Origin of the sequence: Enterobacter sp. BNK-22, assembly GCF_048684805.1 — a bacterium.
Lineage (GTDB): Bacteria > Pseudomonadota > Gammaproteobacteria > Enterobacterales > Enterobacteriaceae > Enterobacter > Enterobacter quasiroggenkampii.
The window spans coordinates 1,078,455-1,092,618 of the sequence record NZ_JBLQTT010000001.1 but is presented as its reverse complement, the minus strand read 5'-3'; the positions used below and the strand labels follow the sequence as shown (position 1 = coordinate 1,092,618).

Below are 14,164 nucleotides of genomic sequence, written 5' to 3'. Positions count from 1 at the left end.
ATATTCTTTATTTTTGTGATGGTTATTTTATCGCTATATGAAATTGTAAATCTCAAACGTTAGCTTTATCGTAATTTATCTATAAGGAAATAGTATGTCTACACCCGCACACTTATGGCTTGAAGATGAGAACGGTTCTCCGGTAATCGGTAGCTGCATGATGCCACTTCGCCTGGGGTCTATCGAGTTAAAATCCTTTTCTCACGGTGTCACTATCCCGGTAGATCCAAGCTGGGGAAAACTAACAGGAACGCGAGTCCATCGCCCTATCACGATAGTAAAGGAGTTTGACCAAACAACACCACTTTTGTACCGAGCTGTCTGTGAAGGCCGAACCATGAAGAAAGCCACAATTAAAATGTACCGTATTCTGGAATCAGGTATTGAGGCCGAGTATTTCAATATCATTCTGGAAAACGTCAAGTTTACAACGGTTGCACCCTACCTGTCTCCTAACGGTATAAGCAGCACACATCTTGAAACGCTCGAATTACGTTATGAAGCGATTACCTGGAAGTATACGGAGGGTAATATTATCTATCGTGATTCATGGAACGATCGTTGTTGTGCATGATGACGAAGGCGGCAATTGCACTGGCTGCAATGCTGCCCCTCTGTTTGGTATATGCAAAGAAACGTTGTATAGTGATAGTCACCTACAAACTCATAACATATAAGGAGGCCAATTATGCTGTATCGTGAAATTTTCAATGTTTCACATACATTTGGTGATCGCACCAGCTCAAGCGTTATCGGTATCGTGCTGCGATAACTTCTGCTTGAGCGAAGACACCAACCCCTGAAATCCCTTCTCTCGGGCTTACTGAGTTATCGTCAGCGATGTTTGACGAGGCATAAACATGCCTGTAACTCTTGGGTAAGCAACAATGAGCACTTTACTCACTGCACAATCTTTACGCGTTGATACGGCGTTTGGCACGCTCTTCGACTCACTCTCCTTTACGCTGAAAAAAGGCGACCGCATTGGCCTGCTGGGCGACAACGGCTGCGGTAAAAGTACACTGCTGAAGGTGCTGGACGGCACGGATTCCCCCGCCGCCGGAACGGTCTCGCTGGCCGGGCACTGCCTGATGGCGCGCGTGGAGCAACATCTCCCGGACGCTATTTTTCCGCTGACCATGCTGGATGCCGTACTCGCACAGCTGCCTTTTGCTGAGCGCGATAGCCTGCGCTGGAAAGCCGAAACGCTGCTGGCAAGCATGGGCTTCACGCCGCAGGATACGATGCTGCAATCCGCCACGCTGAGCGGCGGACAGCACACCCGCCTGCTGCTGGCGAGGGCGCTGATTCACGAGCCGGACCTGCTCCTGCTGGATGAACCCAGCAACCACCTGGACCTTCCGACCATGCTCTGGCTGGAACACTTCCTACAGAACTGGTCGGGCAGCTTTGTGCTGGTCTCGCATGACAGACAGCTGCTGGATGCCGTCACCAACGGCAGCTGGATCCTGCGCGATAAAACGCTGCACTACTTTGCCCTTCCCTGTACGGCAGCACGCAAGGCGCTTGAAGCAAAAGATGAGAGCGATGCGCAGCGCCACAAGGCGGAGCAAAAGGAGATCGACCGCGTGACCGCCAGCGCGAAGCGGCTGGCGACCTGGGGCAAGGTTTACGACAACGAAGACCTGGCCCGAAAAGCCAAACAGATGGAAAAGCAGGTCGAACGGCTCAGGGAGAGCCAGACGGAACTCACGGCAGGTAGCCCGTGGACGCTAACCCTTCGCGGCGACGCGCTGCGGGCCGACCGTTTACTGGAGATGGAAAACCTTGACGTGCCCCCTGCTCCGGGCCTGCCTGCGTTGTTTAGCGTCGACGTTGCGCGGTTAAAAAGCGGCGATCGCGTGGCGATTGTCGGTCGTAACGGCTGCGGTAAATCGTCGCTGATGAAGCTTATCTGGCGACAGTTTACGGATGAACTGACCCATGACGGGTTGAAGCTACACCCGCGCGTGTCGCCGGGCTATTACGACCAGACGCTGAACCAGCTGCCGGACAACGCCACGCTGCTCGACGCGCTGGAGCCTTTCGCTCCGGATCCGCAGAACCGCAAAATGGCCCTGATAAGCGCCGGTTTCCCGTGGGCGCGTCACGGACAAACGGTCAGCACGCTCAGCGGAGGCGAACGTTCGCACCTGCTGTTCGTTGGCCTGACGCTTGCCCGCTATAGCCTGCTGATGCTGGATGAGCCTACCAACCACCTGGACATGGAAGGCAAAGAGGCGCTGGCGCACACCCTTCAGCAGTTCGAAGGCGGCGTCCTGCTGGTCAGCCATGACCGTCAGTTAATTAGCCAAAGCTGCAACCGTTTCTGGCTGATTGAAGAGGGAAAACTGAGCGAGTGGCACGATGCAGAAGCGGTGTTTGAGCGGCTGCGTGAACGCGCGGGGCTGGTCACATCCACTGCGCCTGACATCGCGGCGCCGACGGATCGCCCCTCGCCTTATGACGATCTGCTTGAACGCCTGGTCGCGCTGGAAACGCTGCTGGAAAACGATCTGGCGCGTAAGCCGAAGCATCAAAAGCCGCAGCTGCAGGCGCAATGGCGTAAAGAGATAGAGGAGATAGAAGCCCAACTGTAAGTCTGCGCCCGGCGAGCGCCTCGCCGGGCCAGAATTTTCCCCCTTAATTATTAGAGGAACGGCGTATTCTTAATCTGAAATCGAATCAAATGATGACATTATGTTGCTGCAGCCTTGCATTACCCCAGGCTAATGTATTAATCCTTAAGAGGTACTACACCTGCTATGCAGATTCTTATCATGAACAAGGAGATACACATGAAGGCTGCTGTTGTCACTCAGGATCACCAGGTCAACGTTACCGAAAAAACCTTACGCCCGCTAAAGCATGGGGAAGCCCTGCTGAAGATGGAGTGCTGTGGCGTATGCCATACCGACCTCCACGTGAAGAACGGTGATTTCGGCGATAAAACCGGGGTCATCCTGGGCCATGAAGGGATTGGTATTGTGAAAGAAGTCGGCCCTGGCGTGAAGTCGCTGAAAGTCGGCGACCGCGCAAGCGTGGCCTGGTTCTTTGAAGGCTGCGGGCACTGCGAATACTGTAATTCCGGCAACGAAACCCTGTGCCGTGACGTGAAAAACGCCGGTTACTCCGTTGACGGCGGCATGGCGGAAGAGTGCATCGTCACCGCGGATTACGCGGTAAAAGTGCCGGACGGTCTGGATTCGGCGGCGGCCAGCAGCATTACCTGCGCGGGTGTCACCACCTACAAAGCAGTGAAGGTATCGGGTATTAAACCGGGCCAGTGGATTGCGATTTACGGTCTCGGCGGGTTGGGTAACCTCGCGCTGCAGTACGCCAAAAACGTCTTTAACGCTAAAGTCATCGCCCTTGACGTCAACGACGAACAGCTGAAGCTGGCGGCCAGCATGGGTGCGGATCTCACCATCAACTCCCGCAGCGAAGATGCCGCTAAAATTGTGCAGGAAAAAACCGGCGGCGCGCATGCCGCCGTCGTCACTGCCGTCGCAAAAGCCGCCTTCAACTCGGCGGTGGATGCCGTGCGTGCCGGTGGCCGCGTGGTCGCCGTTGGTCTGCCGCCGGAAGCGATGAGCCTCGACATTCCTCGCCTGGTGCTGGACGGCATTCAGGTGGTGGGTTCGCTGGTCGGTACCCGTCAGGATCTGCAGGAAGCGTTCCAGTTCGCCGCTGAAGGTAAAGTCGTGCCGAAAGTCACGATGCGCCCGATCGAGGACATCAACGCCATCTTCAAAGAGATGGAACAGGGCCAGATCCGTGGCCGTATGGTGATTGACCTGCGTTCATAATCACCTACCGTTCAATTACCGCTTCTGAGAGGGGCGGTTTTTTTATAGCCATTTTCCGGCAATCCTTATCTTAATTCCTTTGTTCCCTTGTTTTCCCCTGCGCCCGATGATGAATCCGACGCTAACAAGAAGATAACAAAGGAATTCACCATGCAAACCCCATTTCGTCTGCCGCTGCTGACGGCGCTGATTCTGACGACCACCGCCGCCTGGTCCGCGGATGCGCCTGTTAAAGGCGGCACGCTGATTTATCTGGAGCAACAGGCGCACACCAACCTCTATCCGCCTGCCGGCGGCTTCTACCCGAACGGCGGCATTCTGAACCAGATTACCGACAAACTGACGTGGCAGAACCCAAAGACGCTGCAGGTCGAACCGTGGGTGGCCGAAAGCTGGACCACCAACGCCGATAAAACCGAATACACCTTTAAACTGCGTCCCGGTATTACCTTCTCCGACGGCACGCCACTGGATGCTAACGCCGTGGCGAAAAACTTTGATACCTACGGCTTAGGTAACAAGGCGCAGCGCCTGCCGGTGTCAGAAGTAATCAATAACTACGATCGCAGCGAAGTGGTCGACCCGCTGACCGTGAAGTTCTACTTCAAAAAACCGTCACCGGGATTCCTGCAGGGCACCGCCACCATCGGGTCGGGACTGGTCTCGCTCAGCACGCTCAAGCGCAATTTTGAAGAGCTGGGTGACGCCCGGCATATCATTGGCTCTGGCCCGTTTGTGGTGAAGGACGAGAAGCTGGGTCGCGAAGTGACGCTGGAAGCGCGTAAGGACTACCAGTGGGGACCAAAAAATCTGGCGCAACAGGGGCCAGCCAATCTTGATGGCATCAAGTTTATCGTGACTCAGGAAGACAGCGTACGCGTCGGCGCCCTGCTGGCCGGTCAGGCCGACTTTATTCGCCAGGTGCAGGCGTATGACGAAAAGCAGGCGACCGATCAGGGCTATAAAATCTACGCCGCCCCGACGCGCGGGGTGAACGACAGCATTAGCTTCCGTCCGGATAACCCGCTGGTCTCCGATATTCGCGTGCGCCAGGCGCTGCTGCATGCCACCAATGCAAAACAGGTGGTTGAAACCCTCTTCTCGGCTAACTATCCGCAGGCGAAGTCGGTGATTGCCGATTCCGCCGCTGGCTTTGTCGATCTCAGCGACAAATTGTCCTTCGACCCGGCAAAAGCCAACCAGCTGCTGGACGAGGCAGGCTGGAAAGCAGGCAGCGACGGGATCCGCGCCAAAGATGGACAGCGGCTGGCGCTGACGGTGTATGAATCCCTGCCGCAGCCACAAAATAAAGAGGTGCTGCAGCTGGTTGCCCAGCAGTGGCGACAGGTGGGCGTGGCGCTGAACGTGAAAGCCGGCGACGCAGGCAGCCGCACGCTGGATAACCTTGATCCGCTGAAAACCCCGTTAACCGTCTCCGAAGTGGGCCGCGCCGATCCGGACGTGGTGAAGAGCATGTTCTACCCCGCTAACCGCGACGCCCTGCTGCAAAAAGGCGGCTCCAGCGACAAGGTCAAAAGCTTCCGTGACGACAAGCTGAATGCGCTGCTGGTGAATATCTCCTCAGAGGTTGATCCGCAAAAACGCCTGCAGCTGACCGGCGATGCCCAGCGTTACCTGCTGGATAACGCCTACGTCATTCCGATTTTCGAAGAGCCGCAGGTCTTTGCCGGTGCGCCGTGGCTGAAAGGCGTCAATTTTGAAGCGGTCGGCCGCCCGTCGTTCTACGGCGCGTGGATAGAGAAACACTGAGGAGCTGACGATGCGCCACGCACTTCTTCAACGTTTTGGGCACGGGCTACTGGTCTTGTGGGCCGCCTTTACCCTCTCGTTCGTGTTGCTCCAGGTGCTGCCGGGCGACGCGGTGCTGATTAAATTTCAGAACCCGGACCTGGGCTTAAGCCCGGCGCAAATCGAGGAGATGCGCGTGGCCTATGGCGCGGACAGCCCGCTGTGGCAGCAATACGGCCACACGCTGCTGGCGATGCTGCGCGGGGATTTCGGCTACTCGTTACAGGCCGGGGTGCCGGTCAGCGAGCTGATTGCCAGCAATCTGCCGGATACCCTGAGCCTCGCCCTGCCCGCCTTTTTACTCGCGGTCCTGCTGGCGTTTGCGCTGGCCTTTGCGTCGCGCCTGCCGGGTCTGCGCTGGCTAAGTAATACCCTCCAGTCTCTGCCGGTCCTGTTTATCTCCTTACCGACGTTCTGGCTGGGGATTGCCCTCATCCAGCTCTTTTCTTTCCAGCTGCGGCTGATCCCGGTGATTAACCCGACGCCGCTGCAGGGGCTGATCCTGCCGATCGTGACCGTCGCGATCCCGATCTCCGCCCCGCTGGCACAAATCCTGATGCGCAGCCTCGACCAGGTGGCGACGCAGCCGTTTGTCGCCGTGGCCAGGGCTAAAGGGCTGAGTGAAACCGCCGTGCTGTGGCGTCACGTCACCGGCAACGCCCTGCTGCCGGTCCTGAACATTGCCGGGCTGCTGCTGGGCGAGCTGATTGCCGGGGCGCTGATCACCGAAACCGTTTTTGGCCGCAGCGGGCTCGGGCAGCTGACCCAGCAGGCGGTGAATAACCAGGACATCGCCGTGCTTCAGGCGGTGGTCATGATTTCCGCTCTCGGTTTTGTCCTGATCAATCTGCTGGTGGATCTGCTGATGCCGCTGCTGGATCCCCGTCTGCAAACCGTTACCGGAGGTGCATCATGAGCCTGGTCGATTACGCTGCCGCCGCGCGAAAACGCGTTCCCGGCTGGCAGGGCGTCGCGTGGCAGCCGGGACTGTGGCTGGCATGGGCGGTCATTATTATTGCGCTTTTTGCCGCCGTGGCGCCCGGCCTGTTAACCCACTACAGCCCGATTGAGGGCATCGCCGGAGCGCAACGTCTGGCGCCGCAGGCGGGCCACTGGCTCGGCACCGATCAGCTTGGCCGCGATGTTTATACCCGTATTGTGTATGGTGCGTCCCACTCCCTGAGCGCGGCGCTCGCTGCCGTCACGATGGGGCTGGTGGCAGGCACCGGCCTGGGGGTCATTGCCGGGGCGTTCGCCGGACGCGTCGAGTCTTTCCTGATGCGTTTTGTCGACGTGCTGTTGTCCATTCCGTCTCTGCTGCTCTCGCTGACGGTCATTATTCTGCTCGGATTTGGCACCGTTAATGCCGCGATTGCCGTCGGCGTGGCCTCCATTGCCAGCTTCGCCCGCCTCGCGCGCGGTGAAGTGGTGCGCATCCGCCATACGGATTATGTCGAGGCAGCGTTCGGCAGCGGCGGGACGTTACTGGCGGTGCTGTGGCGACACATCCTGCCCAATGCCTTAACCGCCGTCCTCGCCTTTGCCACGCTGCAGTTTGGTCAGGCTATCCTGGCCCTCTCCACGCTGAGCTTTCTCGGCTACGGTACCCCGCCGCCCGTACCAGAATGGGGTTTATTGATCGCCGAAGGCCGTAACTATCTCTCTACCGCATGGTGGCTAACCACCTTCCCCGGCGTGGTCGTCATCGCCGTGGTGCTTGCCACCAACCGTATCAGCCAGCAGTTCAGCGGAGGCCTGAAATGACCGTACTCTCGGTAGAAAACCTGACCATCAGCTACCGTACCGCGCGCCAGTGGCGCGAGGTGGTACATAACGTCAGCTTTACCCTCAGGCGAGGGGAAATGCTGGCCTTTGTCGGCGAATCCGGATCCGGCAAAACGACCACGGCACAGGCAATCATCGGTCTGCTGGCGGATAACGCCCGGCGCGATGCGGGAAAAATCGTGCTCAACGGCGAGGAGATTAGCCGGTGGTCAGCGAAGCGTCTCGATACCCTTCGCGGGGCGCGAATCAGCCTGGTTCCGCAGGATCCGGGTAATTCACTCAACCCGGTGAAGACGATCGGCGTGCAGGTCGGGGAAATTATTCAGCTGCACCAAAAGGTAACGGCTCTCCAGCGTGACGAGCAGGTGCTCGCCCTGCTGAGAAAGGTCGGCCTGAGCCACCCCGAACAGCGCATGACGCAGTATCCGCATCAGCTCTCTGGCGGGATGAAACAGCGCGTGCTGATTGCCATCGCCATTGCCCTGAGCCCGGACGTCATCATTGCCGATGAGCCCACCAGCGCGCTGGACGTGACGGTGCAAAAACGCATTCTCGATCTGCTGGATATCCTGCGCCGGGAATCGGGTACTGCGGTTCTGTTTGTCACCCACGATCTGGCCCTGGCTGCCCAGCGCGCGGACAGGCTGCTGGTGTTTCGCAACGGTGAGGTTCAGGAGCACGGCGACACCGCCGACATTGTCCGCACGCCGCAGCACGCCTACACCCGTCAACTACTGAGCGATCTCCAGGGCCAGCGCCTGACTATCGCCCCGGTATCAGGTCTTCCGCTCTCGTCACCGGCCATTCGCGCCCGCGCCATCAGCAAACGGTTCTCGCTGGGTAAAGGTCATCAGCTTCAGGCGCTGGATCGGGTGACGTTTGACGTCAGACGCGGCAGCACCCATGCGCTGGTCGGTGAATCCGGCTCCGGGAAGACCACCCTCGCCCGTATTTTGCTGGGTTTTGAACAGGCGGATAACGGACAGGTCATTATTGATGACATTGATGCCACCGCGCTCAGCCGCGAGGCCCGCCGTCAGCTGCGCCAGAAGATCCAGTTTGTCTACCAGAACCCGTTCGCCTCTCTCGATCCGCGTCAGACGCTGTTTGACATCATCGAAGAGCCCCTGAAGAACTTTTCTCGCCTCGCTAAGGCGGAGCGAAAGGCCCGGGTGGAGACCGTGGCGCAGCGGGTTGCCCTGCCCGCCGAACTCCTGACCCGTACGGCCAGAGAGCTTTCAGGCGGGCAGCGCCAGCGCGTGGCCATCGCCCGGGCGCTGATCCTGGAGCCGACTATTCTGGTGCTGGACGAAGCCACCTCCGCGCTGGACGTGACCGTACAGGCGCAGATTCTGGCTCTGCTTCAGCAGCTGCAGCAACAGCTGGGATTAACCTATCTGTTCATCACGCACGATCTCTCCACCGTTCGCCGGATCGCCCACAGCGTCACGGTGCTGCGCAGCGGTCAGGTGGTCGAACACGGTGACGTCGAAACCTTATTCACGTCGCCACAGAACGACTATACCCGCGAACTGATTGCCGCCATTCCCCATTTTTCACCCGCTACGGAGGAGTTCGCATGACGCGAAAACGCCTGGGATTTTTCACCCGCCTGCTTGACGATGCCACGCCAAAAGAGCGCTATCGTCTTGCTACAGAACAGATCCGCCACGCTGAACGCCACGGTTTTGACAGCGCCTGGATTGCGCAGCACCACTTCCATGAGAATGAAGGCGGCCTGCCGTCGCCGCTGCTGTTTCTGGCCCACGTTGCGGCGCATACCGAAACCATTCGGCTGGGTACGGCCATCATTACCCTGCCGATGGAAAACCCGCTGCGTGTGGCGGAAGATGCCGCCGTGCTGGATTTACTCGCTGATGGACGTCTCGAAGTCGGTTTTGGTTCGGGCGGCACACCGACCTCTTTCCTGCCGTTCGGACTGACGTTTGAACAGCGCGGCGCGGCCTTTGCCGACCATCTACATGTGATCCAGAGCGCCTGGCGCGGGGATTCGCTCACCCATCCGGATAACCACCTTTACCCGCCAGCGCCACAACTGGCTGACCGGATCTGGATTGCCACCTTTTCCGTCGACGGTGCCGTTCGCGCCGCGCGGGCCGGACACGGTTTAATGCTCTCCCGCACGCAGCCGCGCCCGGCAGACCAGTTGGATCTCACGCTCGACGCGATCCAGAACCCAATTGTGGATGCCTACCTTGAGGCGCTGCCCGCCGGTACCGCACCGCGCATTCTGGCTTCTCGTACGGCATTCGTCGCCGACAGCGATGACTATGCGCTGAAGGTTGCAACGCCGGGTCTCAAGAAACAGGCCCAGCAGCATCGCGCTGCCGGACACGTGGTTAAAGGTGACACTGTCACAGATTTTCGTCGCCAGTTCGACGCCCATATTGGTTCGCCTGAGACGGTGCTGCGTTCGCTGCAGGCCGATTCCGTTCTCCGGCGCGCCACGGACATCTCATTCCAGGTCCATTCGGTCGAGCCCACTCATCGAGACACGCTGCGCTCCATCGAACTGATCGCCGAACATATTGCCCCCCATATCCATTGAGGAGATACCTATGTCATTAAGTCACGACATTCTCGCCGAGCTGGCGGAAATTAAACCCGGTTCCCCTCTGGCAGAGGCGCGCGCCACGCGGGACGCCGCCACGCGCCACGCACAGGGCAGCTACGAAATCTTATTCACTCAGCAGGATAGCGATTTTGCGCTGGACGAACGCTTCGCCGTCGCGGCAAAAGTCGCGAGATGGCACAACGCGGAGGCGCTGGCCGCGCACTATGCGGGGTTTGGCCTGGCAGACCCGACCTCAGACCGTCTGACCCCGGCGCTCAATTTCGCGCGCCTGCTGACCTTCTCCCCCGTCGAAGCCACGCCGACATCGTTAAGGGCGCTGACCCAGGCGGGATGGAGCAAGGAAGGCATCGTGACCCTAGCGCAGCTTATCGCCTTTGTCAGCTTCCAGAGCCGACTGATTGCCGGACTGCGGCTGCTGAACGACAGGCCTGTCGCCACAAGCGATGCGCCGGTGGCGGCAGGCGTCTGGCACACGACCGCCACCACGGCCACCGGAAAGGCGGCTCCCGTCGCCTTCACCCAGCAGGAACTGGGCTGGGAGCCGTGGATCGCCGCCAAACCGCTGGCGGATTTTCGTGATGACGAGGTTGCTATACTGGCGAAGTTTGGCCACACCGATTCCGACTATTTCCGCCTGCTGGGGCGCAACCTGCCGGTGCTTGAACAGCGCACGCTAACGGATAAAGGGATTTTTTATACGCCGGGGGGATTGCCGCGCGCCGAGCGCGAGCTGGCCGCAACGGTCGCCAGTAAAATTAACGGCTGCATCTACTGCGCATCTGTCCATGCGCGGAAAGCCAGCCAGCTGTCAAAGGATGACGCGGCGGTAGAGGCCCTGCTGGCCGTGCGTCCGGGACAATCCCTGAGCGAGGGGCAATCTGCGCGCTGGCAGGCGGAGATTAATTTTGCGGCAGCGCTGTCGGTTACCCCGCCTGCCGCCACGCCGCTGAACCTTGCCGCGCTGGAAAAAGAGGGGCTGGACACCTTAGCCCAGCTTGACCTGGTGCAGTCCGCCGCGTTCTTCGCCTGGGCCAACCGCCTGATGCTGACCCTGGGCGAGCCCTGGCTTGCCTGACTTCAATCAGGCTAGCGCGCGAGCGTTAGCCTGAGCCTGTCTGGCCCTCAGGTAACCGTATACCAACAGCGCGCTCATGGCCGAGAACGAGAGTATCGCCGCAGGCAGCGTGACGTAGCGCCAGCTAAAGCCGAGGGTAATCATCATCCCGCCAAAGTACGCCCCGATAGCACTGCCGAGATTAAACGCCATCTGCCCTCCGGCCGCCCCCAGCATCTCGCCGCCCTTCGCATTTTGCAGAAGCAGGATCTGCAGCGGCGCAGAGAGCGCGAACAGCCCGGCACAGCAGATAAAGCCCGTGATTAGCGAAGCCGTTTTCAGTTCACCGCAGGCGAAAAGCAGCAGCAGCGAGGCGACAATGACCATGTCGGTGGTTGCCGCAATGCGCAGCGGGCTAAAGCGTCCCGAGAGTTTGCCGCTCAACAGATTGCCCAACACCATGCCAAGGCCCATCAGCATCATGATGATGGTCATCATGCCTTCGGAAAAGCCAGAAACGTTGACCATAAACGGTTTAACGAAGCTGAACCACGCGAACACGCCAGCATTACCAAACATCGTGGCGGCAAAAATCAGCCAGGGCTCCGGTTTCTTCAGGAACTGGAACTGCTCGGTCAGTTTAATTTCTGATTTGTCATGAATGTCCGGCACCCAGATCAGCACCGAAAGGATCACCAGCGCATCGAACAAGGCAATCAGGAAAAAGGTATAACGCCAGCTGAACTGGTGTCCCAGCCAGGTGCCGAGCGGGACGCCCACCAGGTTAGCCACGGTCATCCCGGCGATCATCCCGGCCACCGCGACCGTCACCTTCCCCGGCGGCGCAATTTTAGACAGAATAATCGCCCCGACGCCGAAAATCGCGCCGTGCGGAAAACCTGAAATCAGGCGCCCGGCCGCCAGCCAGAAATATGACGTAGAAAACGTAAACAGAGCGTTCCCGACCGCGCACAGGGCAACCAGAAACAGCAGCGTGGTTTTTAACGAGAACTTGCCTGAGAACAGCGCCACAATCAGGGCGCCAATCACCACGCCGAAGGCATAAAACGAGATCATATTCCCGGCGGAGGGAATCGAAATACCGGTGTCACGCGCCAGCTCGGTTAACACGCCCATAATGCCAAATTCAGCCATGCCCAGGCCAAATGTGCCAAGCGCCAACGAAAATATTGTCTTTTTCATACCTCAACCACGGGTTAATCACTCGCAATGGGCATTATTGAATAATCTTGTATGGTGAGCCAGTTCAAATCAGCTGGCTGACAGGTTAATCCATTAATTCAGGAGTTTTCTCCAACTGCTACGCGGTGGGAGTGGCAAACAAAAAGCCCCGGCAGGAGTCAGGGCTGGAAAGGGTTCAAGGTCTAGTTTTACAGTGCGCTATCTGACGCTGCTTTAGCGCGTGTAATAGCACCAGCATTGAAAATAGGATGCTCATGATTGTTCGTTATGTCACGAACGCGGTAGATTTTCCATGCATCATCTTCACGACGAAGAAATACCTCAAGATGGATGCTTCTCCCGTTACCCGCCCCTTCAATGACCTGGACTACTTCACCGTTTAAAAATGACCTGGCGTTTCCCACTCGTAACGCAGGTATCCATTCACGAGAATAATCTTGGGTATACGTAAAATAGTCAGACTCAATTAACTCTTGTTCAGAAATTTCCTGAATGGTATTAATGCGAGCAATCGTATCAGCAGAAACATATTTACGTAGTTCGTCGGCAGGATAAGGCCTGGTTTCATCGCTGCCGAATACGGAAAGATAGGATTTATAAAATGATTCGGTAGCGTCTTGCGCGCTATGATGTTGATTGGTAGCCGAACTGCATCCCACCAGCAACAAAACGAATGATAAAAATATTCTTTTCATCAGTGCATCCTCAGCACATTCACTATGAGAGCACCCCAGAGCGTGTGAAGGAGATAAGAAACCGCAGCGTCTTTATTCCAACTCATTCTTAGTTCCTTTAAGTAAATAAGAATGAAATTATCACATTAACCACATATAGAGCATGGGATTAAATGTGCTGATTTTATTGCATCTGCATAGGGAAACAGGTGCTAAGCACCTTCGTTAATACCTCTGTATCTGCTTAAAAAAGTGTCGTGACATTAATTACCTAAAAACAATACGCATAATATCAGGTGGATTACACTTCATAGTGCGGCCTCGCTTTTTCCGCACCGGACAACCTGAGGATGACAATCATGGGAAGCAAAAAGAAAACCCCTGTCGCTGTTGATGTCGTAACGAATGCACCGCTTAAGACCAAAGAGTATGAGAAAGAGCTCCGCCGCCTGCACGTCGAACTGGTTAAGCTCCAGCAATGGGTCGTCGCCAAAGGGTTAAAAGTGTGTATTGTTTTTGAAGGACGCGACGGTGCCGGCAAAGGCGGCACCATTAAAGCGATCACCGAGCGCGTCAGCCCGCGCGTGTTTCGCGTTGTTGCGCTCCCTGCTCCGACTGAAAAGGAAAAAAGCCAGCTTTACTTCCAGCGCTATGTGCCCCACCTGCCTTCGGCGGGTGAAATCGTGATCTTCGATCGCAGCTGGTATAACCGCGCGGGCGTTGAGCGGGTGATGGGGTTCTGCACGGAGGAACAGGCGGAGAAATTTTTAGACGGCGCGCCGGTTATGGAAAAAGCGATGGTCGATGCCGGGATTATCCTGCTGAAGTACTGGCTGGAGGTGACGCCGAAAGAGCAGGAGCGACGCCTGCGCGACCGTATTAACGATGGGCGTAAGATCTGGAAGCTGTCGCCGATGGATATTAAATCCTTTAACCTGTGGGACGAGTACACCCGCGCCCGCGACGCCATGTTTGAAGCCACCGACACCGCCTGGGCACCGTGGTTTGTGGCGCGTTCAGAGGATAAAAAACGCGTGCGATTGAACATTATTTCGCATTTGCTTTCGCAGATCCCGTATAAAGAAATACACGTTGAGAAAGTGGATTTACCGAAACGCAAAATCGGTAAAATCAAACCCACAAAATATCCGTTCCGGTATGTGGAGGAGCGGTTCTGATTTGAAGAGTAGGCCCGCGCAAGCGCAGCGCCGCCGGGCAAAGCCGACGGCGCAGG

12 protein-coding genes are annotated in these 14,164 nt (G+C 57.5%); 10 read left to right on the top strand and 2 right to left on the bottom strand.

What is annotated here, in order from left to right; all coding sequences use genetic code 11:
• Nucleotides 1-94: 94 nt before the first annotated feature.
• From ACMGGE_RS05005 to ACMGGE_RS04965, 9 genes are all read left to right on the top strand, one after another.
• The gene (locus tag ACMGGE_RS05005) at nt 95-574 is read left to right on the top strand and encodes an Hcp family type VI secretion system effector (RefSeq protein WP_028013237.1); all 480 of its coding nucleotides are present in this window, start codon (nt 95-97) and stop codon (nt 572-574) included.
• A 313-nt stretch (nt 575-887) separates the two neighbouring features.
• Entirely contained in the window at nt 888-2,600 is a 1,713-nt protein-coding gene (locus ACMGGE_RS05000) for an ABC-F family ATP-binding cassette domain-containing protein (protein WP_420293445.1), read from the top strand.
• Between the two features lie 198 nt (nt 2,601-2,798).
• Nucleotides 2,799-3,809 (top strand): alcohol dehydrogenase AdhP, encoded by a 1,011-nt coding sequence (gene adhP / locus ACMGGE_RS04995; RefSeq protein ID WP_008501719.1) that lies wholly within the window; start codon nt 2,799-2,801, stop codon nt 3,807-3,809.
• 150 nt (nt 3,810-3,959) lie between these two features.
• Complete coding sequence (locus ACMGGE_RS04990) at nt 3,960-5,579, top strand: TIGR04028 family ABC transporter substrate-binding protein (protein WP_048223337.1); 1,620 nt, start codon at nt 3,960-3,962, stop codon at nt 5,577-5,579.
• A 10-nt stretch (nt 5,580-5,589) separates the two neighbouring features.
• Nucleotides 5,590-6,534, top strand: a complete 945-nt coding sequence (locus ACMGGE_RS04985) for an ABC transporter permease (protein WP_023327539.1) — start codon at nt 5,590-5,592, stop codon at nt 6,532-6,534.
• Nucleotides 6,531-7,382 carry an ABC transporter permease gene (locus ACMGGE_RS04980; protein ID WP_420293444.1) on the top strand — a complete coding sequence of 284 codons (852 nt, stop codon included), beginning with the start codon at nt 6,531-6,533 and terminating at the stop codon, nt 7,380-7,382. Before ACMGGE_RS04985 ends, ACMGGE_RS04980 begins: the two co-directional genes overlap by 4 nt.
• Nucleotides 7,379-8,986: a dipeptide ABC transporter ATP-binding protein gene (locus tag ACMGGE_RS04975; protein ID WP_420293443.1), complete on the top strand. Its 1,608-nt coding sequence runs from the start codon at nt 7,379-7,381 to the stop codon at nt 8,984-8,986. The genes ACMGGE_RS04980 and ACMGGE_RS04975 overlap by 4 nt, the downstream gene beginning before the upstream one ends.
• Nucleotides 8,983-9,972 (top strand): putative FMN-dependent luciferase-like monooxygenase, encoded by a 990-nt coding sequence (locus tag ACMGGE_RS04970; protein WP_420293442.1) that lies wholly within the window; start codon nt 8,983-8,985, stop codon nt 9,970-9,972. Before ACMGGE_RS04975 ends, ACMGGE_RS04970 begins: the two co-directional genes overlap by 4 nt.
• Nucleotides 9,973-9,982: 10 nt before the next feature.
• The gene (locus ACMGGE_RS04965; RefSeq protein WP_420293441.1) at nt 9,983-11,074 is read left to right on the top strand and encodes an alkylhydroperoxidase domain protein; all 1,092 of its coding nucleotides are present in this window, start codon (nt 9,983-9,985) and stop codon (nt 11,072-11,074) included.
• Nucleotides 11,075-11,080: 6 nt separating this feature from the next.
• Here ACMGGE_RS04965 and araJ read toward each other — a convergent pair whose 3' ends face one another.
• Together araJ and ACMGGE_RS04955 are read right to left on the bottom strand one after the other, a co-directional pair.
• On the bottom strand, nt 11,081-12,256 hold the full coding sequence (gene araJ, locus ACMGGE_RS04960; protein WP_420293440.1) for an MFS transporter AraJ: 1,176 nt from the start codon (nt 12,254-12,256) through the stop codon (nt 11,081-11,083).
• A gap of 188 nt (nt 12,257-12,444) precedes the next feature.
• On the bottom strand, nt 12,445-12,951 hold the full coding sequence (locus ACMGGE_RS04955; protein ID WP_420293439.1) for a YbjP/YqhG family protein: 507 nt from the start codon (nt 12,949-12,951) through the stop codon (nt 12,445-12,447).
• Nucleotides 12,952-13,289: 338 nt separating this feature from the next.
• Between ACMGGE_RS04955 and ppk2 the strand changes: the two genes are divergently transcribed.
• Nucleotides 13,290-14,108: a polyphosphate kinase 2 gene (gene ppk2, locus ACMGGE_RS04950; RefSeq protein ID WP_045908792.1), complete on the top strand. Its 819-nt coding sequence runs from the start codon at nt 13,290-13,292 to the stop codon at nt 14,106-14,108.
• The last annotated feature ends 56 nt before the right edge of the window (nt 14,109-14,164 follow it).